Genomic DNA, 21459 nt, shown 5'->3' with positions numbered 1-21459 from the left:
GCTGCCAACCCCCAGCGCAGCGGCTTGCCGCGTAGCACAGACAAGAACTCGAGGGTTCCCCGCCGCTGGGCGCAAGGCCCGCCGAAAAATCGGATCTGTCGTGAAAACTGGAGCGGGCGAAGGGAGCGGCTCGGTCGTGGTTTCGGAGCCATGCGATGTTGACAGTCTCAAACCGTTTTCCTGAGCCTCACAAGGCCCCTGCGGCGCGCTGGTAGGGTCGGGGGCAGGCTGAGTGCTGACGGTCTTTGACTGTCGGCGTTGACGGTCTGGAAGCATCTGCTCGTCGCCAGCAGCGTCGGTGATGCGCTGGGGACCGTGCGGGTCGGTATTCGCGGGGACGGTCTGGTCATCGTCATTGGTGGGCATGTGCTGGTCGTCCTCTGGTTGGCGGATGCACCGGCCTGATGTTTCGACGATGGCGATGCTGGCGGTGGCCCGATGTCGAGACCGAAGAGCAATAATGCGGACTGGAATCGACCTGATGTATGCTCCGATTCGTAAGTCCGTATCGAAGCGCTACGGCGCGGCATGCCAGTCAGGTTCGCTGCATTGACATTGTGTTTTCCCATTCGGGCTGTCCGTGGTCAGGCGGCTTGGGCCATCCGCGTCTTGATGCGATGGACTGTGGCGACGCCGATCCTGAGCTTCTTCGCGGTGCCATTCACTGAGGTGCCTTGGTCGAGCATCTTGCGAACACGGCGTTCCTTGTCGGCATCGAGTGGGGGTCTGCCGCTCTTCTTCGAACTACGCGCAAGGCCAGCCATGATTCTGCTGCGGATCATCTCGCGCTCAAAATCGGCGAACACGCTGAGCATGCCGAACATCGCCCTGCCACTGGGCGTGCTGGTATCGAGAGCCTGCTGGTGCAGGTAGAGATCGACGCCCTTCGCGTTCACTTCTGTGAGGAAGGCGACAAGGTGTTGAAGGGAACGTCCAAGCCGGTCCACGGCCCAGCATGCCACCAGATCGATTTCCCGCCGTGCGATTGCCTTCATGAGCTTGTCGTAAGCAGGACGTTGCTCGCGCCCTTTCGCGCCACTGATCCCGTGATCTTCGAACTCGGCGACGATCTCCCAACCGTTGCGTTCAGCGACGGCAAGAAGTTCGCGGCGCTGGTTCTCTGTCGTTTGCGAGTCCTGCGACACGCGGGTGTAGATGGCGATGCGTTTCTTCATTTCCACGGACTCTCTCCAGTCCTTGAATCCGTCAAGCATTTCGGCTTGGCGCTATGGAAAGGCGGCTCGTCTCAAGACGACCCCGTGGGTGCTAATTTCTCGGGGCCTCAAATGAATACGCATTGTCATGGCCGAGAGGTCATGGCGATCAACCACCTGAGGAGACCCGTCATGGCTTTCGGCCTCGACCACTTCAAGACCAGTCCCGCTGGACTCGCTACTGCCCACGCCCTTCGCGCCAATGCTCCGGCTGTCATTGACGCAGCCCGAAACGGTGAACCGCCAATCCTCATCGTCGCTCCAATGATCGAGCACCATCTCGGCGAGCAGAAGGTCAACGAACTCGTCGGACGCCTCATCCGCGAATGGCTTGGTCCGACCTTCAAGGTTCGCGGTCGCCGGAAGTGGAAGCGCACCTACAACACCGAATCCGGCAGCTTCTACTCGCACCGCGACTGAGCATGGTGGGGGTGGCCGATCAGGCTGCCCCCATTCCGCTTTCACTCGGTTGCGGAATGGCAAAAAGCAAACACCGCGAATGGCTCAAACGCGACAGTCTGAGAGCGTGTTGGCAGCAGAGGGTTTCGGAATGGCTCTTAGGCGTAACAGGAGATCACGCCGTCCACCGAAATCTGCTCGTGTCGATCAGGCGCATCTCGGGAAGTCTGGTCTGTGAAATTGAACCGCACAATCATGGTCGCCGGGGCGCTCGACTGTTCTTCGCCCGATGTTCGTAGTCTGGATTTCGAAACCAGATGAACTGTGAAATCGCCGACTCCTCCCGTGAAGAAGCCCGTCATCTGTGGGCGCTTGTCCATGGGATTGAAAAGCACCTGACGCGAGCCATTGAATCGGGTCGTAAGCTCAAACGGTTCGCTCCGGTTCCGACCAAACTTCAACCTCAGAACTCCCGAGTTGTAATCGGTCAGAAACAGGACATCCTTGCCGCGCGTGAAGTTGCAGCCATACGGCGCAGCAGGTCAACGAACTGACGGCAGCCTTCCCGAGTAATCTCGGTGATTGGCGCTTGCTCACCGAACACTTCCATCACCCAACGACGGGTCGTCTCGTGTGCAATGGTAGTGCGCTTCGACCATGTGTGCTTCGGGTCTGCGAGAAACTGGACGTAGACTTCGCCAATCGTGCGCTCGGAGGTGCGGGGTGCATCGAGCGCAACAGCGTCGGTTGCCACTGCGGAATCGACTGGCGGGCTGGCTGACGCGAGACCGTCACCAGACCGTGAATCGACCGTCATGAGCAGCTTGGGATCGATGGCCTTCCCCAACGAATGTCGAGCCTGTTCGAACTCCGCCTCGACCGCGATTGCCGCCAGATGAAGCCGTCGAACAGCACCCGTGTAACTATCGGTATCAAGCGAACGCCAGATTTCGCGGCGGCCCAAGACTCCCGCAACATCGACGGGGACACGACGACGGTAATGGTAAGTTCGACCCACGAGTGTGAGACCAACTGGTCGATTGTGTAGAAGCTTTGTGTAGAAGCCAGCCCGCGACTTTTCCGAGCGTTTACCGACAGTTTGACCACCATTGGCGACACCACTGTGTAGAAGCTCTGTGTAGAGGATTCGCGCGCACGACCGTTGGCCAGACGGTTTCTGGCGGAGTTCTGCGATGTGGTGAAAAACTGGAGCGGGCGAAGGGATTCGAACCCTCGACCCCAACCTTGGCAAGGTTGTGCTCTACCCCTGAGCTACGCCCGCTCTGGCGCCATGGAACGGCTGGGCCGTCCGGGTGAGGCGCGCGGTTAGCACCGGGTTTGGACCTTGCCAAGGGGGATTCTGCATTGAATGTGCAATCCGCGACGCCGGGGCGCTTCCGGCCTTCACAAATTCGTGGCAGGGCCCACATAAGGCGCTTGGCGAAAAGGAGTTAGCGCGTGGCGAGCATGGGACTGAACATCGAGGAACAGAAGGCCGTCGATCGCTTTCGCAGCGCGGTGGTCGAACCATCGATGACGGGTCTGGTCGTGCTGGATTTCTGGGCCGAATGGTGCGGTCCGTGCAAGGCACTTACACCGTTGCTGGAAAAGGTCTGCGCCGAATATGCCGAAAAGGGCGTCGTGCTGGCCAAGATCAATGTCGATGAGGAACCGTTCATCGCCGGTCAGTTTCAGGTCAAATCGATCCCGACGGTCTATGCCCTGTTCCAGGGACAGCCGGTTGCCGACCTGACCAACGCCCGCAGCGAATCGCAATTGAAAACGATGCTCGACCAGTTGCTTGAAAAGTTGCCGATCCAGCCCGGCGGCGGTTCGCCGGCGCAAGACATTGCCCCGTTGATCGCGATGGGCGAGGACGTGCTGGCCAGCGGCGATGGCGAGCGGGCGGCAGGTGTCTTTTCCCAGATCGTCGAAATCGCCCCCGATTCGGTTCCCGCCCACGCCGGTCTGATCCGCGCGCTGGCTCTGGCTGGCCAGATCGAGGAAGCGCGCGCGGTGATCGCCGCGCTTGATCCAGCGATGGCTGGCGATCCGGCACTGGCGCAGGCCAAGGCCGCGCTCGAACTCGCCGCCCATCGGCCCGAGGACAGCGAGCTGGCCGTGCTTCGCGCCGCCGCCGCCGAATCCCCCGCTGACATGGACAAGCAGTTCGCCTGGGCCAGCGCCGCCTTTGCCGCGGGCGACCGCGATGCGGCGGCGGAAACGCTGCTGCGCATGATCGCCGCCGACCGCGAATGGAACGAGGGAGCGGCGCGGACCAAGCTGCTGCAGATCTTCGAGGCGATCGGGCTGGAAGACCCGTGGGTTTCGGCCACCCGCCGCAAGCTCTCGACGGTGTTGTTCGGCTAGTGTCCAAAACCCGCATCTCGATTTTTCCGCTCACCGGCGTGATCCTGCTGCCCGGGCTGCAACTGCCGCTGCACATCTTCGAGCCGCGCTATCGCTCGATGATTACCGATTCGCTGGCGCGCGACCGGCGCATCGGCATGATCCAGCCGCAACGTGCCGAGGAAGGCGCGCCGCTCTATGCCGTCGGCTGCCTTGGCAAGATCGACGAGGTCGAGGCGCTGGAAGATGGCCGCTTCAACGTGGTGCTGGTCGGCGAATCACGCTTTCGCATGGTGCGCGAACTCGATGTCACCACGCCGTTCCGCCAGATCGAGGGCGAACTGATCGAGGAGCGCTGCGAGGAAGCTCTCGCCGCGATCGAACGCGCCAGCTTTGAACGCGAGGCGCGCCGCTTTGCCGAGGCGCAGGGGTACAGTGTCGATTGGGAATCGGTTGCCCGGCTCGATGACGTATCTCTGATCAACGGCGTGTCGCAGATCGCCCCGTTCGACCCAGCATCGAAGCAGGCCCTGCTCGAGGCCGACAGCATTTCCGACCGCTGCGAACTGATGGTCCAACTCATGCAGTTCTATGGCCACGGCGACGGCGACGACGAGCGCGTGACTTTGCAATAAGACTTAGGCGGATTTCTCACTCGCCCGCGCGATGACCAGTGCGCTGGCGACCAGCGCCATGCCCAGCAGGTCGACCCCGCCCACGGCCTCGTCGAAGGCCAGCCAGCCGGCGAGCACGCCGATCACCGGCTGGGTCAGCAGCATCAGCCCGATCACCAGCGGGCGGAAATGCTTCAGCGAATAAACCAGCAGCCCCTGCCCCAGCACCTGGCTCGACAGGGCCAGCCCAATCACCGGCCACCAGGTCGTCGGCCAGATCGGCTCGCCCAGCGCCAGTGCAATCGCCAGCAGCAGCGGCGCGCTGGCGAGGCTTGACCAGGCGAGCAGCGACCAGTTGCCCAGTGTGCCGCGCGCGGTTTGCAGCGGGATCAGGTAGAACGCGTAGCAGACTCCGGCGAACAAGCTGAACAGATCGCCGGCGAGCGTGCGGGTGGAAATCTCCAGACTGCGTCCGAACAGGATGGCCGCCCCGGCAATCGCGGCAAGGATGGCCAGCGCTTCGGGCCAGTGCGGGCGGCGGCGCAGGGCGACGAAGCCCCAGATCATCACGATCAGGCTGCCGGCATTGCCGAACAGCGTGGCATTGCCCAGCCGCGTCATGCCGATGCCGATGTGCCACGAGGCAATGTCGACGCCGAAGAACAGCCCGGCGGCGAGCACGATCAGCAGCGTGCGGCGCGGGAACCCGCTGACCGGCTGGCCGCTGAACCGGGCAAAGGCGAAGAGCAGCGGCAACGGCAGGAAGCAGCGCCAGAATCCAGCGGACACCGGACCGCTGTCCGCCATGCGCACCCACCACGGACCTAGTGCCAGCGCCGCGTTGGCGGCCAGCAAGGCGAGGAAGTGCCGCCATTGCCAAGTGCGCGGCGGCTGCAGGGTTTGCGGTTCGGCCAAGACCTATTCCGGCTCGGCGGCAGGGGCCTTTGGCGCAGGATCTTCGGGCTTGGCGGCGGGATCAGCCTTGTCCTCGTCTGCCGCGTCCTTGTCATTGCCGCTGCCACCGGTGTTCGCGGACTTCGGCGCGAGCGGCGGCTGCGAGGTTGCCGTGTCGAGCGGCAACATGGCATCGCTGATCGATCCTTCAAGGATCTCGCCGCCGGCCTGCGCCTGCGTCTCGGGCTTGCTGTTGCAAGCGGCCAGCGGCAGCATGGCAATGGCTGCGGCAAGGATCAGGATGGGCCGATTCTGACAGAGTTGGGTCATGCGGGTCCTTCCCCCGGGCAAGGTACATCAAGTCGGGCGAGAAATTCCCCGGCGCGGGCGAACAATGCCCGATCCCAGTCCTCGAAGGCAAGCGTCACACCAAGCCGTTCAAGGCTGGTGACCCCGGCATCGCCGATGCCGCAAGGGACGATGCCGCCGAAATGCGAGAGGTCGGGCGCGATGTTCACCGCGAAGCCGTGCATCGTCACCCATTTGCGGATGCGCACGCCGATCGCGCCGATCTTGGCCTCCGATCCGTCGATGTCACGCGTCCAGATGCCCACACGGCCATCGACCCGCCATGATGAAACGCCGAAATCGCCGAGCGTATCGATCACCCAGCCTTCGAGCGCATGGACGAAGCCGCGGGCATCGCGCGCCCGTTTGCGCAGGTCGAGCAGGACATAGCCGACCCGCTGCCCCGGCCCGTGATAGGTATAGCGCCCGCCGCGCCCGGCCTCGACCACTTCGAAGCGCGGATCGAGCAATTCGCCCGCCGCTGCGCTGGTGCCCGCCGTGTAGACTGGCGGATGTTCGAGCAGCCAGACCAGTTCCTCCGCCTCGCCAGCGGCAATCGCGGCATTGCGCGCCGCCATTTCGTCAAGCGCAGCGCGATAGGGAACGCGCGCGGTTTCGACGCGCCATTCGATATCGATGGGGAGCCCTTGGACCATGCCGGTTGCCTGCCGGGGTTTGCCGTGGTTATCAAGGGGGCACGCACCAGCAGGGGATCAATGATGAATTTCGACAGCAACCGCGCCTGGCAAGAGGCTATCGCCGCGGTGAAGGCATGCCGATCGCTGCTGCTGCCGATCGCGGGCGTGTTCTTCCTCGTCCCCAGCGTGGCAAGTTCGTTCCTGCTCGGCGATGTCCAGGCCCGGATTTTCGAGAACATGGACAACCGCGAGGTATTGAACGGCATTTTCCAGGCCGAGATGGGCAGGATCCTGATCGTCAGCCTGCTGTCGATGATCGCGGGCTTCGTTGGCTACCTCTCGGTGCTGGTGCTGCTGACCGACCGGTCACGGCCGACCGTGGGCGAGGCGATCATGCGCGGCCTGCGCTGTCTGCCAACCGTGCTGACGGCGACGGTGATAGGCTATTTCGCCCTGCTATTTTGCATCGTGGTGATCAGCGTGCTTGGCGGCATCCTGAGCGCTGTGCTGGGCGGTGCCGGCGTGGTGCTGATTTTCATCGCCATGCTCGCGTTGGTCCTGACCGTGGTCGCGCGCTTTTCGATGACCTTTCCGATCGTCGTGGTCGAAAACACGCTCAACCCTGTTGCCGCGCTGCAGCGGTCGTGGCGGCTGACGCAGGGCAATGCTTTCCGGCTGCTGGGGTTCTACGCGCTGCTGTTCATCGCCTATGTCGTGATCACCGTGCTGCTGATGGTCGTGATCGGCGCGGCAACCGGCATTGCCGGCGGCGGAGAGCCGGGTGAGGCGACGCTGATTTTTACCAGCGTACTGGCCGGCGCGATCGGGGCCGTGGTGGGCGTGATCGCCAGTGCCGTGCTGGCTGCGGTCCATGTCCAGCTTGCCGGGGTCAGGGATCCAGCGCTGGACGACACGTTCAGGTAACCGGAAAGCGGAGCAGATAAGCCCAAACTCGCCTGCCTTATTCGTCGGCAGGCGTGTCCTTCCAGCCCCAATAAAGAAAGCAGGGCAGGACGTTCAGCAGTTCGAAGCCCGAATCGATCCGCGTAAAGTGCTTGGCCATGAAATCGCGCGCCTTGGCGGTGAACTGGTAGACCAGGAACGCGCCGCCGGGCCGCAGCACGCGGTGCGTGGCCGAGGCGATGGCTGGGCCGACGCCGTCAGGCAGGGTCGAAAACGGGAGGCCGGAAAGCACGTAATCGGCATGGTCATGCCCGTGCGCGCGGACGATGCTCTCCACGTCAGCGGCAGACCCTAGCACGGCGGAAAAGCGGCTGTCAGAGATCGTCGCGCGCAGGTAATCGATGAACAGCGGGTTGGTGTCGATCACGATCAACAGGCCATCGCGCGCCAAGCGGCTGAGCACCGGGCGGCAGAACGTGCCGACGCCGGGACCGTATTCGACAAAGACCTTGCATTCGTCCCAGTTCACCGGGGCCAGCATCTTGGTGATGGTGAAACGCGATGACGGGATGATCGATCCGACCATGACCGGATGTTCAAGGAAGCCTTCAAGGAAGACCCCGCGCGGCCCCATCAGGCGCGAGACGCGACGCATGATCCGGCGAAGCAAAGGTTCGCGGGCAAGCTCAGTGCTCGTCATAGGGAAGAGAGTTCCGAAAAGGACGTCATAAGGGTGTGTGGCGTTTGCAAATTTGCTTCTTCTTGGCAAGCCAATTGGGACCGGCCGTGCCGAGAAATGACGGGTATCAAAGGATCTCGTGGACCTTTTCTTGCGGCCGGCACAGCCGCACGCCCTTGTCGGTTTCCACCAGCGGGCGTTCGATCAGCGCCGGCTGGGCAGCCATGGCGGCAAGCACTTCGGCGTCACTCGCCTGCGGCAGGCCGCGCTCCTCGGCGTCCGTGCCACGCAGGCGCAAGCCCTGTGCGGGAGTGATCCCGGCATCGCGGTAAAGCTGGGCGAGCCTGTCGGCCGAAGGCGGGTTCTTGAGATATTCGACGACGGTAACGTCCATGCCCGGCGTTTCCTGAAGGATCGCCAGTGTCTTGCGCGACGTGCCGCAGTTGGGATTGTGCCAGATCGTCGCCTTCATCACATCCTCACGTGGTGCCGCAGCGCCGGGCTGCCTTCGGCCATCGCCCTAGCGGCAATAAATTCTCCTCGCAATTTGATCCTTGTCAATGAGAACGATTCGCATTAGCGGCATATTTATTGCGAATGATTCTCATTAAGGAAATGCTCTTGTCCCTACCGGCCCCCATCCTGTTCCGCCTCTCCACCGCCGCGCTGGCCCTCGCAATGCCGCAGGTTTCGTGGGCCGAGGAAGCATATGGAGAAGTCGAAGCGCCCACCATCGTGGTCGAAGGGCACCGCGAGGAAGGCTACAAGGCCGATTCGGCGAACGCCCTGAAAACCGGCACCCCGCTGCTCGATACCCCGCAATCGGTCACCACGATCTCGCGCGCGCAGCTTGACGATCAGGGCATCGACCAGCTCAACGATGCGCTGCGCTATGTCCCCGGCGTGACACTGGCCCAGGGCGAAGGCCACCGCGACCAGATCACCATTCGCGGCCAGTCGACCACCGCCGACTTCTACCTCGACGGCGTGCGCGACGATGCGCAGTATTACCGCCCGCTCTACAACACCGAGCGCGTCGAAGTGCTCAAGGGCGCCAATGCCCTGCTGTTCGGCCGCGGCGGCGGCGGCGGGGTGATCAACCGCGTGACCAAGGCTCCGGTCCTCGGCGAAGACCGGTTGGCCATGGCGGTCAGCGGCGACAGCTTCGGCGCATGGTCGGTCTCGGGCGATGCGAACCTGGCGCTGGGCGATACCGTCGCGCTTCGCATCAACGAGACATACGAGGAATTCGCCAACCACCGCGACGGCTATGACGGCCACTTCTTTGGCTTCGCGCCCACGCTCGGCGTCAAGCTGGGCGAAGCCACGCGCCTCAGCCTCGCCTATGAATATGTCGAGGACAGCCGTGTCACCGATCGCGGCGTGCCTTCATTCGGCGGCCTGCCGATCAACGGTTTCGACACTACCTTCTTTGGCGACACGGCGATCAACCGCAGCGATGTCACAGCGCACTTCGCCCGCCTGCGACTCGATCAGGAGCTGGGCGAAGGGCTGAGCTTCAACGTGATCGGCCAGTATGCAACCTACGACAAGTACTACGGCAATGTCCTGCCCGGCGCGGTCAATGCCGCACGCACAGCGGTTTCGCTCTCTGGCTATCGCAGCAGCACCACGCGCGACAACTGGATCGGACAGGCGAACCTTGTATGGAACGGCAATACCGGCGCGTTGAAGCACACGCTGCTGGTCGGTGTCGAGGCGAGTGACCAGTCGACCGCCTCGAACCGCGATGACGCGCGCTTCTCCGGCGCGGCCAGCGTATCAGTGCCGCTTGCGCTGCGTATCACCGTGCCGGCGCTGGGCTGGGCGGCGACCAGCAACAGCCAGTCCGCCGTGCGCTCGCTGTCCGCCTACGTGCAGGACCAGATCGAGATCGGCGAGCACCTGCAGCTGATCGCCGGAGTACGCTATGACGACTTCCGGATCGAGGCGACCAACCTGATCGGCGGCGCCGTGACCGGCCGCTCCGACGGCAAGTGGTCGCCGCGCCTTGGCGTGGTGATCAAGCCGCAGTCCAACATCTCGCTCTACGCCAGCTATGCCAAGAGCTTCCTGCCGCAGACCGGCGACCAGTTCACCACGCTCGCGGCAAACCTGCAGACGCTGGCGCCTGAGGAATTCCGCAACCTCGAAGCCGGGGCCAAGTGGGACGTCACCCCCGGCCTCGCGCTGACCGCCGCCGTGTTCCAGCTCGACCGCACCAACACCCGCGCCACCGATCCGGTGACCGGCAACCCGGTGCTGTCCGGCTCCAGCCGAGTGCGCGGTTTCGAAGCCTCGCTCGCCGGGCAGATCACCGACAACTGGCAGGCCAGCCTTGGCTATGCCCACCAGACCGGCGAGATCCGCACCACCACCACCGCCGCCCCTGCCGGCCGCAAGCTCGACAAGCTACCCCGCGATCAGGTCTCGCTGTGGACGCGCTATAATGTGTCGAGCAGCATCGGCTTCGGTCTTGGCGTAGTCCACCAGTCGAGCCAGTTCGCAACGATCAGCAATGCCGTGGTCCTGCCAGCCTTCACCCGCATCGACGCCGCCGTGTTCTTCGACGTGACCGACCGTTTCGCGGTGCAGTTCAATGTCGAGAACCTGACCGACGTCGGCTACTATCCCAGCGCCCATACCGACAACAACATTGCCACCGGCAAGCCGCTCAACGCCCGCATGACCGCGCGCCTGAAGTTCTAAACGGACTTCAGCGCCGGCACCGGCCCGGTCTTCGGCGCGGCTTCCACCCCGCGCGCGATGCGACCGGCGCGCTGTACGGCGCGGACGAGTCGGGGGTAGGTTCCGCAGGGGCACAGGTTGGTCAGCGCCTCGCGGATTTCGGCCTCGCCCGGATCGGCATTGCGGGTAAGCAACGCCGCGCCGGCCATGACGATACCCGGTGTGCAGAACCCGCACTGGATCGCGCCTTCGAGCAGCAGGCCTTGCTGCATCGGGTGCGATCCATCGGCGGGCAGCCCCTCGATGGTCGTCACGGTGAGTCCCTCAGCCTCGCCAAGCGTGAGCGTGCACGATGCCCGCACCTCGCCATCAATCAGGACGTTGCAGGCCCCGCAAAAGCCCTCGCCGCAGGCATATTTCGCACCGGTCAGGTTGGCACCATCGCGCAGCGCCCATAGCAGCGGGGTCTGCGGGTCCATCTGGAATGCCAGCGGGCGGCCGTTCACGGTGAGGCTCGTCATGCCCGCTTTCTAGTGCGAATTGTCCGCCAAGGGAAACAGGCGGCGGCGCATAATGCACCGTCCGGCTCGCCGTGCCGCCCGGCGCTTGCCAAGTCGGCGATTGCCGCTAGCTTCCCCGCCGGGAATGGGTGAGGCGCGGGAGAGCAGCTGTGCACGATGATGGCGGCGCGCGAGCGCAATTCACGGCCCTGACCGAGGGCACCCGGGAAGACTGGGCGATCATTGCGGGCGAAATGATGACCTTCGGCAAGTCGCTGCCCGACCGGATCATGGCACACCTGATGCTGCTCGACGGCGATCACGGCGGCTTTCCCATCGACCGGCTGCAACACTGCCTGCAAACCGCCACCCGCGCGCACCGCGATGGCCGGGACGAGGCCTATGTCGTCATGGCCCTGCTCCACGACATCGGCGATACGCTGGGCACCTTCAACCACCCCGACATCGCCGCCGCCATGGTCAAGCCCTTCGTGACGGAGGAACTGCGCTGGATCTGCGAACATCACGGCGTGTTTCAGGGCTATTATTTCTTCCACCACCTCGGCTGGGACCGCAACCTGCGCGAAGCCCTGCGCGGCCATCCGCATTTCGAGGCCTGCGCCGAATTCTGCGAGAAATACGATCAGGCCGCCTTCGACCCGGCCTATGACACCGCGCCGCTCAGCTTTTTCGAACCGATGCTGCGGCGGGTCATGGCGCGGCCGCTTACCGGAATATATTCCGGTCTAGCAGACGGGGCCTGAGCGCCACGCGCCAGTCTTTCAGGCTATTCTCGCCGGCAGTGGCCGCGCGCATCGCGGCAATCTCACCCCCGACCATCGTTGCCCGCACTCCGGCCCGGTCGTGGTACGGCCCGGGAAACAGCGACGCCAGCCCCTTGGCCCCGTAACGGCGCAGAAAGCCGGGGCCTACATTGGGATCGTAACCAGCATTGGTCATCAGCCAGACGGCAATCCGGTCCGCCTCGCGCTCGGTCTCAAGCATCACCGCGCGCGCCTTGCCAAACGCCTTACGCCGCGCCTGATGGCCGAGCACGATATGCGCGGTTTCATGCGCCATGACGAAAGCCGCCTCATCATCCGTGCGTGTTTCGGAGAGCATCGCGCGGCTGACCAGGACCAACCCGTCACCCGCCTGCGCGCCCTTGCCGTCAGTGGTCAGTTCAAAATGGACATGGCAGGCGGTCACCCCGCGCAGAGCCGAAGTGCGGTCCGTCAGTCGCAGCCGGACTTCACCCGCGCCTTCCACGGCGCTTTCGATCCGTTCGTGCAGCGCATTGAGTCGCCCCGTGCCACCGGGTGTGAAGCTGGCCAGCGCGCCGGGAGGAGTGCCATCGATGGTGAAGAGTTCCGCCCCGGCCACGATGCCGGCTTCGGCAGCGGGCGACCCCGGGGCAACGGCCTGAACGGCAAAGTCGCCCTTTAGCCCCATGGCGGCGCGGATGGCCCCCGGATCGCGATAGGTAGCCATGTCGGCAAGCAGCAGCCCGGTAGCCGGGCGGCGCTCGTTGCAGAACGGCGCGTTTGCGGTGATCAGGCGAAAGCCGATGGCGTTGACGCGGTGATCGTCGATCTGCAGCACGCGAAGGGCCTCGGCCAGAGTGCTTTTGGCGGCAAGGCCAGAAGCAGGGGCACCAGCAAACGCCGGCACTGCGCCAGCGAAGAGCGCCAGTGCGGCGATCAGCGCCCGGACGCGCGGTGCCTGTTTCAGCTCTGCGAATCCTTGATTGCCGCCTGCAGCCGTTCCTTGCCCACCGCGCCCGAAAGCAGCACATCGCCGATCACCCAGCTGGGCGTGCCATTGAAGCCAAGTTGGCGGGCGAGTTCGATATTGCGGCCGAGTTCCGCCTCGACGCGGGGATCTGCAATCACCTTTTGCGCGCGCGCCATGTCGAGCCCGGCGGCACGGGCCGCAGCCTCAATCGTGCGCGCATCAGGCTTGCCGGCGGCATACATCGCGTGGTGGAACACGGAATACTTGCCCTGTTCGGCGGCGGCCATGCCCCACTTGGCAGCATCGGCGCTTTCGGGCGAGAGGATCGGCAACTGGCGGATCACCACCTTCAGTTCGGGATTGGCGCGGACCAGCGCATCGACATCAGCCTCGCTCTGGCGGCAATAGGTGCAGGCGAAATCGGTGAATTCGACCAGCGTGATCTTGCCGGCCGGATTGCCGAGGACCTGCCCCGGCCATTCCTTCGTCACGTCGCCCCTGATGCCGGACAGCGCGCTGGCGTTCTCCTTGCGCTGCAAGGCTTCCATCGCCTTGGGCAGGACTTCGGGGTGTTCGATCAGGTAATCGTGGACCACCTTTTCGATCGCCGCGCGTTCGCCGCCTGACAGCGCCGCTGCCGGATCGGAAGCGACGCGCCATTGCTGCCAGCCCCAGCCAAGGCCAAGGCCAAGGCCCGCGGCGACGCAGGCTATGGCGATGAGAACGGTTCGGCGCGGGTTCTGGCTTTCGGACATGCTGCCCGCCTAGCGGCGCTTGCCCTTGCGTTCAATCGCGGCGCGCGCCTGCATGGCAATATCCTGCGCACGAAGCCAGTCGGCCGAGCCGCGCGGCAGGCTTGATTCAGCCGCCTCGGCGTTGCGCAGAGCTTCGGGATAGCGCAGCGTCATCACTTGCTGTTCGGCGCTGGCCAGCTGGGCGCGCGGCAAGTCGCCATTGGCGGCATAGACCACGCCGAGCTGGTACCAGGCATAGGGATTCTCGCGGTCGCGGGCGACGGCTGCTTTCAGCACGCGCTGCGCCTCGGCAAGGTTCTTGGGATCCTCGGTCGCCACCAGGGCATGGCCGAAAGTTGTGGCGATCAGTGGCTGGTTCTGCGTCAGGTCGGTAGCCCGGCGCAGATCCGCCAGCGCCTCGCCCGGCTTGCCCGATTCGAGCAGGATCTGGCCCTTGAGTTCAAGAAAATAGGGATCGTTGGGAGACTGTCTCAGCAAGGCGTCGGTCTCAGCCATGGCCTTGTCGATGTAGGCTTCCTTGTGCCAGGCATAGGCCCGGGCATAGCGCGCCGGCACGCCATTATCGGTCACAGGATAGCTTTGCAGCGTCTGCTGCGGCTTGGCGAGATAGCCATAGAGCTTGGCCCTGATCCGCTGGAACCGCGCTTCAAGCTCGGGGTCGGACGGCTTGGTCCACGCCGGGTCCTTCGAATAACTGTCGGACAGAGTGGCAATACGATCGCTTTCGAGCGGGTGAGTGCTCATGAAGTCACCCAGCTCTTTCTGGCTGTAGCCGGCGCGGTAGGCCTGATTGGCCAGCTTCTTGAAGAATTCGACCGAGCCCTTGCCGGTGATCCCCGCCTTTGAAAGATATTGCGCGCCCGCCGCGTCGGCCGAGCTTTCCTGCGCGCGGCTGAAGGCGAGGTATTTGCCAAGCGCGGCCTGCTGGCCCGCCATTATCACGCCCATCGCCGCTTCGCCGCCGCCGGCTGCCGCCGCTGCCACGCCGAGCAGGAGCGAGAGGATGGAAATGCCGTTGGCTTCCTTCGCGGCGCTCTCACCGCTGATCGCGTGGCCGCCGGTGATGTGGCCAAGCTCGTGGGCGATCACGCCTTGCACCTGATTGGCGCTGTCAGCCGAATTGATCAGCCCCGAATGGATATAGACCGCCTGCCCCGCGACGACGAAAGCGTTGATCGAGGAATCGTTGACCAGCACAACATCGACATTGGCGGGATCGAGCCCGGCGGCGATGACCAAGGGGCGTGCCATGTCGCGCAGCAAGGCCTCGGTCTCGGCATCGCGCAGCACCGATTGCGCCGCAGCGCTCTGCACGCAAAGAGTCGCCGCGATGAACGCCGTGAGGAGTCTGGAAAGCCTGCGCATGGGCGCGTTTGAAGCCTTGGAGCGATGAACCGGGGCTTAAGTTAGCGTGGAATAGCGAAAGGCGCCATGTCTGATACCAGACATGGCGCCCCACTCGCTCAACGTGTGCCGGAGCCGAAGCTCCGGCGAATTTGTTATGCGGCCAGCGCTTTCACCGCGCGTTCGAGCAGCGGCACATCGCCTTCCACTTCGCCGACCAGCAGCACCTGACCATCAGCCATGCGGCGGACCACGACCAGAGCGAATTCCTCGCCCTCGCCGTCCAGCGCGGCGATGGGCCGGGGCTCGATCTCGCGCAGGCGGCGCGACAGCGCCTCGCGCGGGGTATCGCGCAGCGATCCGGGCTTGCCGCTTTCCTCACGGCGGGCGCGGCGTTCGGCCTGGACCACGCCTTTGAGACCGCCGCTATGGCTGGCAAGATAGGCCGCCAGCGCGCCCTGCCCGATGCCGCAGCGCTGGGCATGGGCCATGGCCGAGGCATATTCGGTCAGGCGGGTCTTGTCGTAATCGGCGCCGAAGACCAGCTTGACCACCGGCGTATAGGGCGCGCGCTCCTGACGCGTGAGGCCGGCATCTTCGAGCAGTTCGGTAAAATCCTCAGGGTGCTTCTGCGCGGCGAGCGCAAAGTCCCAGGCTCGGCCGATGGCGGCATAAAGCGCGTTGCGGGTGCGGTCTTCCGAACCCTGCGCTGCTTGCGCCAGTTCGCGGGCCGAAGCCAGCCAATCGGCAAGGGCCAGGTCGCCCGAATTGTCCGCTGCGCCGAAAGCCGGTTCAGGCCAAGCGAGCGAGGCCGCGCCGACATCGTCGAACGGCACGTTGAGTTCAAGGATGTCCGCCCCGGTATCCGCCGGACCGTCGGCCCAGTCGGTAAGGACGGCAGCTTCGCGGCGCGGCGCTTCCTGAAGCGCACGGTCAACCTCGCGCAGCAGCGCCTCGGTCGAATCCTGGTCGGCCAGCTCCTTCCAGTTGATCACGCCATAGATCAGGTCGATCTCATTGCTGTCGACCGAACCCGAGAACGGCAGGAGAATGCCGCGATAGAGGATCGTGCGGCCCGCCGAATTGACGAATTCCGCCTCGAACCCGATCGGTGCCTGATTGGCGTGGATCTGCATGTAGTGATCGGTGATGCGTGACAGCAGCGAACGGCTGGGTACGTCGGAGAGCGTACGGATGGCATCGCCGCTGGTTTCGCATTCCTCTGCCAGCGAGTCACCAAGATAGCGGATCGCGGGATCCTCAATACCTTGCGTGAAGTCGAGCAGCACGCTGTGACGATCAAAGTCCGGAAGGCTGCCCGTGCCAAGGTCCGCAATGACCGGGAATGGGCGGTCATGAAGCAGGCTGGCCCAGTGATTGTAGGCGCGGACCTGCAGGCGGCGCTCGTCCGTGCCGATCGCCGCCGGGGGCGCTTCGTGCCCGACATCGTCCTCAGCCGGATCATAGGAATCGGAACGGTCTGAATGACCACCGAAATCCCCGCGCAAGCTGTCCATTCGTCAATCCCCCTAAGGTCGTCAGGGGGGTTTTCGCTCATCATGGTTGATTAAACGTTAAGTTGCGCGAATTTTGGCGCGACTTGTATTCAGGGTGTTTCGACGCGGCCTTCGTGGCGCTTTGGCAGCGGCGCGATAAAGGGAAAAAGCACCAGAACACCAACCATCCATGCCCCGGCGGCGAGCAGGGCAGCGCCCAGTCCCTGCCAATCGGCGACCACACCCCAGCCCCATGCCCCCAGCGCCATCCCGCCGAAGGTCACCGCCGAATAGGTTGAAAGGCAGCGGCCGAGAATCGCATCCGGCGAACGGAACTGCATCGCCATGTTGAGCGTGGTCAGGCAGATCGCCCAGCCGGCCCCGGCGATGAAGGCGAAGGGCAATGCGTGGGCAACCTGGGTGAGGAACGGCAGGACCAGTAGCGGCACGACATAGGAAAGCGTGCCCGCGCCGACGACGATCTCGGTCCCGTACTTCCGCCGCGCATCGGGCAGAGCGAGCGCCGAAAGAATCGAGCCCAGACCGAAGGCGCAGAGCATGACGCCGAAATCGAATTCGCTGCCGTGCAACTGTTCGCGCACCACCACCGGGATCAGCGCCTGATAGCCGGCAATGCCGAAGCCCACGGCAAACCCCCGCGCCAGGACCTTGCGCAGCGGCGACGAGGTGAAGCAGAACCGCAGGCCAGCGGCAATCGACGGCAGGATCGGCTGGCGGGCGGGCGGCGGCGATCCGGGCCGCCAGCGCCATAGCACCCAGATCATCGCCAGAAAGCTAACCGTGTTCAGCGCAAAAGCCGCGCCGACATCGGCGAAGGAAATCAGCAGACCGCCCAGCGCCGGCCCGATCGAGCGCGCGAGGTTGAAGGCGATGGTGTTGAGCGAGATCGCCGCCGGCAAGTCCTCCGGGCCAACCTGCGCGCGGACCGATGCCTGCCAGGCCGGTGAATTGAGCGCCGTGCCCGCGCCGAGCACCAGGGTCAGTACCAGCAGCGAGGCAGGGCCGATCATGTCCTCATAGGTCATGATGGCCAGTACCGCCGATGCGAGCAGCATCGAGATCTGGGCGGCGAGCATTACCCGGCGCCGATCGTAATTATCGGCGATAGCCCCGGCAAACAGACCCAGCGCCATGATCGGCAGGGTGACGGACGATTGCACCATGGCGATCAGGCGATGAGAGCTGGTCAGGTCGGTCATCAGCCATGCCGCGCCGACCGACTGGACCGACGAGCCGATGGCCGAGAACAGATTGGCGGTCCAGATCGCGGCAAATGCGGGGTGGCGGAACGGGGCGAGGCTGCCGCCTGCTGCCGTGGCTCTGGCCAGCCAATTGCCGCCCTGCTGATCCGCATTGCTCATCCTGTGTCGATGGAGGCGGCAGCCGCCCCGGTCAAGACAGGTGCAGGACAGGGGCTGGCCAAAGCCGAGAAACCACCATTATGGATTCATACGTAGACAAGCACGGCTTGCCCCACGGCGCGCGGCGTGCTTTCACCATGATTATGCGCCATCACCCGCCCAGCCCCTGTACCTCGATATGCCGGATCGATCCCGCGTCGAAGTGGTGCGAAGGCTGTCGCCGGACGCTGACAGAGATTGCCGACTGGCCGATGCTCACCGCCACGGAAAAGCGCGCGGTGCTGAGCAGCCTGCCGCAGCGGATTGGCGCAGCCTAAAACGCGCAGCCTGGTTCCGGACGCTCTGATCGCGGGGTAAAACCTAGTGGCCGGCAAATTCCATCAGCGCATCGACCGTCACGCCCGCGTCTCGCAGCCGCTGCGCGCCCGCCAGATCGGGCAGATCTATCACGAACAGCGCATGGTCAACCTGCGCCCCGGCCTGTCGCAACAACGCCGCAGCGGCGAGCGCCGTACCGCCGGTAGCGATCAGATCATCGACGATGACCACGCGTTCACCAGATGAAATGGCGCTGGGATCAATCTCCAGACGGTCGCTGCCATATTCAAGCGCATAGTCGATGCCGAGCGTGGACACGGGCAGCTTGCCGGGTTTGCGCACTGGCACGAACCCGATGCCAAGCCGTGCCGCGACGGCCGCGCCGAAGATGAAACCGCGCGCTTCCATGCCGGCGATCGATTCGGCCCGCGCTGCCGCAGCCCGCTCGGCAAGATGCTCGACGCTTGCGGCGAAACCCTCGCCGTGTCCGATCAGCGTGGTGATGTCGCGAAACAGGATACCCGGCGCCGGGAAATCCGGGACGGTGCGGACCAGCTGCTTCAGGTCGTCAAGCGTCATGGGTATCCTTCCAAAAGGAAAGGCCCTCCGCACCTTGGTGCGAAGGGCCTGATCCTTTGTGCCGTTAGCGGCGCATAGATCAGTGCTTGTCGGCCCAGATCTGGCGCTTAGCCATATAGGCAAGAACTGTGGCGAACAGCAGGAAGCCCAGCACGACCCAGCCGGTCTGGCGGCGCTTGTCCTGCTTGGGTTCCGCAGTCCAGACGAGGAACGCCGCGACGTCCTTCGCCATCTGGTCTTTGGTTGCCTTGGTGCCATCGGCGTAGGTTACCTGGCCGTCGCTCGCGAGGGGTGGCGGCATCGAGATGTTCAAGTTGGCAAAGTACGGGTTGAAGTGCAGTCCATTGCCCGGATAATTTTCCTTGGGCAGCGGCTTCCCTTCCTCGTTCTTGTAGGTTGCGGGATCGGCATAGCCCAAAAGCAGTGCGTGAACATAAGGCGCACCGCCATGGCGGGCCTTGGTGATCAGCGAAAGGTCTGGCGGAACACCCTGGCCGCCGTAAGCCACCGGCGGGAACTTGTCGGTCGGCAGACCGGCGCGCGACTTAACTTCACCCGTGGCGGCATTGTAGACCGGCACCTGATAGGGCTTGGCGATCGCCTTCACTTCGTCGTCGTTGTAGCCCAGCGCCTTGAGATCGCGGAAGGCAACATGCTTCAGCGAGTGGCAGGCGGCGCAGACTTCCTGATAGACCTTCAGGCCGCGCTGCAGCTGCTGATTGTCAAAGTGACCGAACACGCCGTCGCTCGACAAGTGGATCGGCTCGGGGTGCTTGCCGAATTGCTTCTCAACGGTTGTCGGAAGATGGCCTTCCTTGGCAAGATTGATGCCGCCGACCAAGGCGGACCAGGCCAGCACCATCGAGAAAAACAGGCCAACGAGGATGGAGAAGATGCGGATCATGATTCTGTCTCTTTCCTATCGCTGGCTCAGGCCCGGGGGCTTGCGACGGCGCCGTCGTTTCCGAGCACCGAATCGGTGATCGAGAACGGCAGCGGGTCCGGGCGTTCGATCGACGAAACGATCGGCACGATGATCAGGAAGTGCGCGAAGTAGTAAAGCGAAGCGAGCTGGCTCAGCAGCACGTAAGGCTCTTCCGCCGGGGCGCCGCCGCAATAGAACAGCACGCCCATGGAAACCACCAGGGCATAGAAGAACTTGCGGTACAGCGGGCGATAGTTCGCCGAACGCACCGGCGACTTGTCGAGCCAAGGCAGGAAGAACCACACCAGGATCGCCGAGAACATCGCCAGGACGCCCATCAGCTTCGCCGGGAAGAACAGGAAGTCCACGGTGAAGGCACGCAGGATCGCGTAGAACGGCCAGAAATACCACTCGGGGACGATGTGTGCCGGGGTCTGCATCGGGTTCGCCGGAATGTAGTTGTCCGGGTGGCCGAGATAATTCGGCGCGAAGAACAGGATCGCGCAATAGATCAGCAGGAACACGCCCAGCCCGAAGCCGTCCTTCGCCGTGTAATACGGGTGGAACGGAACGGTATCGCTCTCGGTCTTCACTTCGACGCCGGTTGGGTTCGTCGAACCCGGGATATGCAGCGCCCAGATGTGCAGGATGACAACACCGGCGATCACGAAGGGCAGCAGGAAGTGGAGCGAGAAGAAGCGGTTGAGTGCGGCGTTATCCGGCGCGAAACCACCGAGCAGCCAGTGCTGGATCGGCTCGCCGACCAGCGGAATGGCGCCGAACAGGCCGGTGATGACCTGAGCACCCCAATAGCTCATCTGACCCCAGGGAAGCACGTAGCCCATGAAAGCCGTGGCCATCATCAGCAGGAAGATGGTGACGCCCAGCAGCCAGATCATCTCGCGCGGCGCCTTGTAGGAGCCGTAGTAGAAGCCGCGGAAGATATGGAGATAGACCACGACAAAGAACGCCGAAGCGCCATTCGCGTGGGCATAACGCATCATCCAGCCCCAGTTGACGTCGCGCATGATGTGCTCGGTCGAATCAAAGGCGACGAGCGTATTGCCGCCGTAATGCATCGCCAGAACAACGCCGGTGATGATCTGCAACACCAGGCAGAAGCCTGCCAGAATGCCGAAGTTGTAGAAATAGTTGAGATTGCGGGGAACCGGATAGCCGGCGCCGATCGCATTGTAGACGAGGCGCGGCATCGGCAGCTTCTCGTCCAGCCACTGCATCATCGGATGACTTGGCTTGTATTCCTTGGCCCAGGGAAAGCTCATGGTTGTCTACCTCAGCCGATCTTCACGACAGTGTCGGTGGTGAATTCATAAACCGGAACCATCAGGTTCTTCGGAGCGGGGCCCTTGCGAATGCGGGCAGCGGTATCATAGGACGAACCGTGGCACGGGCAGAAATACCCGCCGAACTCACCCTTCACTTCGCCTTCGGAGGCGCCCTGCGGCACGCAGCCGAGGTGGGTGCAGACACCCATCGTGATGAGCCAGTTTTCCTTGCCCTTCTTGTTCTTCTCAGCATCGACGGTGCGATCCTTGAGTGACTGCGGATCGCGCAGCGAAGACACGTCAACCTTGTTCGCGGCTTCGATTTCGGCCGGGGTCAGGTTGCGGATGAACAGCGGCTGCTTGCGGAAGACCGCCTTGATCGCCTGTCCGGGCTGGATCGCGCTGATATCGACT

At 63.9% G+C, this 21459-nt stretch carries 25 protein-coding genes and 1 tRNA gene; 8 read left to right on the top strand and 18 right to left on the bottom strand.

All coding sequences use genetic code 11. From position 1 onward, the window contains the following. Positions 1-258 precede the first annotated feature (258 nt). Positions 259-405 carry a hypothetical protein gene (locus RMO89_RS14500; RefSeq protein ID WP_310533966.1) on the top strand — a complete coding sequence of 49 codons (147 nt, stop codon included), beginning with the start codon at positions 259-261 and terminating at the stop codon, positions 403-405. Between the two features lie 179 nt (positions 406-584). Here RMO89_RS14500 and RMO89_RS14495 read toward each other — a convergent pair whose 3' ends face one another. Further along, positions 585-1175 (bottom strand): recombinase family protein, encoded by a 591-nt coding sequence (locus tag RMO89_RS14495; protein WP_310533965.1) that lies wholly within the window; start codon positions 1173-1175, stop codon positions 585-587. Between the two features lie 171 nt (positions 1176-1346). On the opposite strand from RMO89_RS14495, the gene RMO89_RS14490 reads away from it, so the two are divergent. Then, a complete protein-coding gene (locus RMO89_RS14490) occupies positions 1347-1634 on the top strand; it encodes a hypothetical protein (RefSeq protein WP_310533964.1) in 288 nt (95 codons plus the stop codon). A gap of 466 nt (positions 1635-2100) precedes the next feature. On the opposite strand, the gene RMO89_RS14485 is transcribed toward RMO89_RS14490, so the two are convergent. Together RMO89_RS14485 and RMO89_RS14480 are read right to left on the bottom strand one after the other, a co-directional pair. Continuing rightward, the gene (locus tag RMO89_RS14485) at positions 2101-2631 is read right to left on the bottom strand and encodes a DUF6538 domain-containing protein (protein ID WP_310533963.1); all 531 of its coding nucleotides are present in this window, start codon (positions 2629-2631) and stop codon (positions 2101-2103) included. Positions 2632-2820: 189 nt separating this feature from the next. Beyond that, positions 2821-2895, bottom strand: a tRNA-Gly gene (locus RMO89_RS14480). A gap of 185 nt (positions 2896-3080) precedes the next feature. Here RMO89_RS14480 and RMO89_RS14475 point away from each other — a divergent pair. Continuing rightward, a complete protein-coding gene (locus tag RMO89_RS14475) occupies positions 3081-3983 on the top strand; it encodes a tetratricopeptide repeat protein (protein ID WP_310533988.1) in 903 nt (300 codons plus the stop codon). After that, the gene (locus tag RMO89_RS14470) at positions 3983-4597 is read left to right on the top strand and encodes an LON peptidase substrate-binding domain-containing protein (protein WP_310533962.1); all 615 of its coding nucleotides are present in this window, start codon (positions 3983-3985) and stop codon (positions 4595-4597) included. Before RMO89_RS14475 ends, RMO89_RS14470 begins: the two co-directional genes overlap by 1 nt. 3 nt (positions 4598-4600) lie before the next feature. Here the strand turns inward: RMO89_RS14470 and RMO89_RS14465 are convergent, their stop codons facing one another. From RMO89_RS14465 to lipB, 3 genes are read right to left on the bottom strand one after another with little or no spacing between them, the layout of a single operon-like run. Beyond that, positions 4601-5491 (bottom strand): DMT family transporter, encoded by an 891-nt coding sequence (locus RMO89_RS14465; RefSeq protein ID WP_310533961.1) that lies wholly within the window; start codon positions 5489-5491, stop codon positions 4601-4603. A gap of 3 nt (positions 5492-5494) precedes the next feature. After that, on the bottom strand, positions 5495-5800 hold the full coding sequence (locus RMO89_RS14460) for a hypothetical protein (RefSeq protein WP_310533960.1): 306 nt from the start codon (positions 5798-5800) through the stop codon (positions 5495-5497). Beyond that, a complete protein-coding gene (gene lipB / locus RMO89_RS14455) occupies positions 5797-6474 on the bottom strand; it encodes a lipoyl(octanoyl) transferase LipB (RefSeq protein WP_310533958.1) in 678 nt (225 codons plus the stop codon). Before lipB ends, RMO89_RS14460 begins: the two co-directional genes overlap by 4 nt. 63 nt (positions 6475-6537) lie before the next feature. Here lipB and RMO89_RS14450 point away from each other — a divergent pair, with 63 nt between their 5' ends. After that, positions 6538-7380, top strand: a complete 843-nt coding sequence (locus tag RMO89_RS14450; RefSeq protein ID WP_310533957.1) for a lipoyltransferase — start codon at positions 6538-6540, stop codon at positions 7378-7380. 37 nt (positions 7381-7417) lie between these two features. Here the strand turns inward: RMO89_RS14450 and RMO89_RS14445 are convergent, their stop codons facing one another. Next, positions 7418-8059: a methyltransferase domain-containing protein gene (locus tag RMO89_RS14445; protein WP_310533956.1), complete on the bottom strand. Its 642-nt coding sequence runs from the start codon at positions 8057-8059 to the stop codon at positions 7418-7420. A 106-nt stretch (positions 8060-8165) separates the two neighbouring features. Next, positions 8166-8510: an arsenate reductase (glutaredoxin) gene (arsC, locus tag RMO89_RS14440; protein WP_310533955.1), complete on the bottom strand. Its 345-nt coding sequence runs from the start codon at positions 8508-8510 to the stop codon at positions 8166-8168. A gap of 143 nt (positions 8511-8653) precedes the next feature. Here arsC and RMO89_RS14435 point away from each other — a divergent pair, with 143 nt between their 5' ends. Then, positions 8654-10747 (top strand): TonB-dependent receptor, encoded by a 2094-nt coding sequence (locus RMO89_RS14435; protein WP_409035560.1) that lies wholly within the window; start codon positions 8654-8656, stop codon positions 10745-10747. Here RMO89_RS14435 and RMO89_RS14430 read toward each other — a convergent pair. Further along, the gene (locus tag RMO89_RS14430; protein WP_310533951.1) at positions 10744-11247 is read right to left on the bottom strand and encodes a 2Fe-2S iron-sulfur cluster-binding protein; all 504 of its coding nucleotides are present in this window, start codon (positions 11245-11247) and stop codon (positions 10744-10746) included. The genes RMO89_RS14435 and RMO89_RS14430 overlap by 4 nt on opposite strands. 149 nt (positions 11248-11396) lie before the next feature. On the opposite strand from RMO89_RS14430, the gene RMO89_RS14425 reads away from it, so the two are divergent. Next, positions 11397-11990, top strand: coding sequence for an HD domain-containing protein (locus RMO89_RS14425; RefSeq protein WP_310533950.1), 594 nt, complete (start codon positions 11397-11399; stop codon positions 11988-11990). Here RMO89_RS14425 and RMO89_RS14420 read toward each other — a convergent pair. From RMO89_RS14420 to RMO89_RS14400, 5 genes are all read right to left on the bottom strand, one after another. Further along, entirely contained in the window at positions 11953-12828 is an 876-nt protein-coding gene (locus RMO89_RS14420; RefSeq protein WP_310533949.1) for a M48 family metalloprotease, read from the bottom strand. The two genes, RMO89_RS14425 and RMO89_RS14420, sit on opposite strands and share 38 nt — an antisense overlap. Positions 12829-12953: 125 nt before the next feature. After that, entirely contained in the window at positions 12954-13715 is a 762-nt protein-coding gene (locus tag RMO89_RS14415; protein ID WP_310533947.1) for a DsbA family protein, read from the bottom strand. Between the two features lie 9 nt (positions 13716-13724). Then, positions 13725-15080, bottom strand: a complete 1356-nt coding sequence (locus tag RMO89_RS14410) for a M48 family metalloprotease (protein WP_310533946.1) — start codon at positions 15078-15080, stop codon at positions 13725-13727. 134 nt (positions 15081-15214) lie between these two features. Further along, positions 15215-16576, bottom strand: a complete 1362-nt coding sequence (locus RMO89_RS14405; protein ID WP_310533945.1) for a hypothetical protein — start codon at positions 16574-16576, stop codon at positions 15215-15217. Positions 16577-16665: 89 nt separating this feature from the next. After that, positions 16666-17937: an MFS transporter gene (locus RMO89_RS14400; RefSeq protein WP_310533944.1), complete on the bottom strand. Its 1272-nt coding sequence runs from the start codon at positions 17935-17937 to the stop codon at positions 16666-16668. Positions 17938-18017: 80 nt separating this feature from the next. Here RMO89_RS14400 and RMO89_RS14395 point away from each other — a divergent pair, with 80 nt between their 5' ends. Then, entirely contained in the window at positions 18018-18254 is a 237-nt protein-coding gene (locus tag RMO89_RS14395) for a DUF1289 domain-containing protein (protein WP_310533943.1), read from the top strand. A gap of 43 nt (positions 18255-18297) precedes the next feature. Here the strand turns inward: RMO89_RS14395 and RMO89_RS14390 are convergent, their stop codons facing one another. From RMO89_RS14390 to petA, 4 genes are all read right to left on the bottom strand, one after another. After that, positions 18298-18834 carry an adenine phosphoribosyltransferase gene (locus RMO89_RS14390; RefSeq protein ID WP_310533942.1) on the bottom strand — a complete coding sequence of 179 codons (537 nt, stop codon included), beginning with the start codon at positions 18832-18834 and terminating at the stop codon, positions 18298-18300. Between the two features lie 79 nt (positions 18835-18913). Continuing rightward, positions 18914-19738 carry a cytochrome c1 gene (locus tag RMO89_RS14385; RefSeq protein WP_310533940.1) on the bottom strand — a complete coding sequence of 275 codons (825 nt, stop codon included), beginning with the start codon at positions 19736-19738 and terminating at the stop codon, positions 18914-18916. Between the two features lie 26 nt (positions 19739-19764). Then, entirely contained in the window at positions 19765-21042 is a 1278-nt protein-coding gene (locus tag RMO89_RS14380) for a cytochrome b N-terminal domain-containing protein (RefSeq protein ID WP_310533939.1), read from the bottom strand. Positions 21043-21053: 11 nt separating this feature from the next. Further along, the coding region (petA, locus tag RMO89_RS14375; RefSeq protein WP_310533938.1) for a ubiquinol-cytochrome c reductase iron-sulfur subunit at positions 21054-21459 on the bottom strand (406 nt) is incomplete at its 5' end.

Origin of the sequence: Novosphingobium sp., from assembly GCF_031424035.1 — a bacterium.
Taxonomy (GTDB): domain Bacteria; phylum Pseudomonadota; class Alphaproteobacteria; order Sphingomonadales; family Sphingomonadaceae; genus Novosphingobium.
The sequence above is the reverse complement of the archived record's forward strand: the minus strand, read 5'-3'. Positions and strand labels throughout refer to the sequence as shown.

Bases quoted from the DNA above. Each gene is read 5' to 3' on its own strand.
- RMO89_RS14400 (WP_310533944.1), bottom strand. From the start codon at position 17,937: ATGAGCAATGCGGATCAGCAGGGCGGCAATTGGCTGGCCAGAGCCACG.
- RMO89_RS14450 (WP_310533957.1), top strand. From the start codon at position 6,538: ATGAATTTCGACAGCAACCGCGCCTGGCAAGAGGCTATCGCCGCGGTG.
- RMO89_RS14385 (WP_310533940.1), bottom strand. From the start codon at position 19,738: ATGATCCGCATCTTCTCCATCCTCGTTGGCCTGTTTTTCTCGATGGTG.
- RMO89_RS14415 (WP_310533947.1), bottom strand. From the start codon at position 13,715: ATGTCCGAAAGCCAGAACCCGCGCCGAACCGTTCTCATCGCCATAGCC.
- RMO89_RS14395 (WP_310533943.1), top strand. From the start codon at position 18,018: ATGGATTCATACGTAGACAAGCACGGCTTGCCCCACGGCGCGCGGCGT.
- RMO89_RS14435 (WP_409035560.1), top strand. From the start codon at position 8,654: ATGCTCTTGTCCCTACCGGCCCCCATCCTGTTCCGCCTCTCCACCGCC.
- RMO89_RS14475 (WP_310533988.1), top strand. From the start codon at position 3,081: ATGGGACTGAACATCGAGGAACAGAAGGCCGTCGATCGCTTTCGCAGC.
- lipB (WP_310533958.1), bottom strand. From the start codon at position 6,474: ATGGTCCAAGGGCTCCCCATCGATATCGAATGGCGCGTCGAAACCGCG.
- RMO89_RS14495 (WP_310533965.1), bottom strand. From the start codon at position 1,175: ATGAAGAAACGCATCGCCATCTACACCCGCGTGTCGCAGGACTCGCAA.
- RMO89_RS14460 (WP_310533960.1), bottom strand. From the start codon at position 5,800: ATGACCCAACTCTGTCAGAATCGGCCCATCCTGATCCTTGCCGCAGCC.
- RMO89_RS14430 (WP_310533951.1), bottom strand. From the start codon at position 11,247: ATGACGAGCCTCACCGTGAACGGCCGCCCGCTGGCATTCCAGATGGAC.
- RMO89_RS14390 (WP_310533942.1), bottom strand. From the start codon at position 18,834: ATGACGCTTGACGACCTGAAGCAGCTGGTCCGCACCGTCCCGGATTTC.
- arsC (WP_310533955.1), bottom strand. From the start codon at position 8,510: ATGAAGGCGACGATCTGGCACAATCCCAACTGCGGCACGTCGCGCAAG.
- RMO89_RS14405 (WP_310533945.1), bottom strand. From the start codon at position 16,576: ATGGACAGCTTGCGCGGGGATTTCGGTGGTCATTCAGACCGTTCCGAT.
- RMO89_RS14490 (WP_310533964.1), top strand. From the start codon at position 1,347: ATGGCTTTCGGCCTCGACCACTTCAAGACCAGTCCCGCTGGACTCGCT.
- RMO89_RS14445 (WP_310533956.1), bottom strand. From the start codon at position 8,059: ATGACGAGCACTGAGCTTGCCCGCGAACCTTTGCTTCGCCGGATCATG.
- RMO89_RS14380 (WP_310533939.1), bottom strand. From the start codon at position 21,042: ATGAGCTTTCCCTGGGCCAAGGAATACAAGCCAAGTCATCCGATGATG.
- RMO89_RS14410 (WP_310533946.1), bottom strand. From the start codon at position 15,080: ATGCGCAGGCTTTCCAGACTCCTCACGGCGTTCATCGCGGCGACTCTT.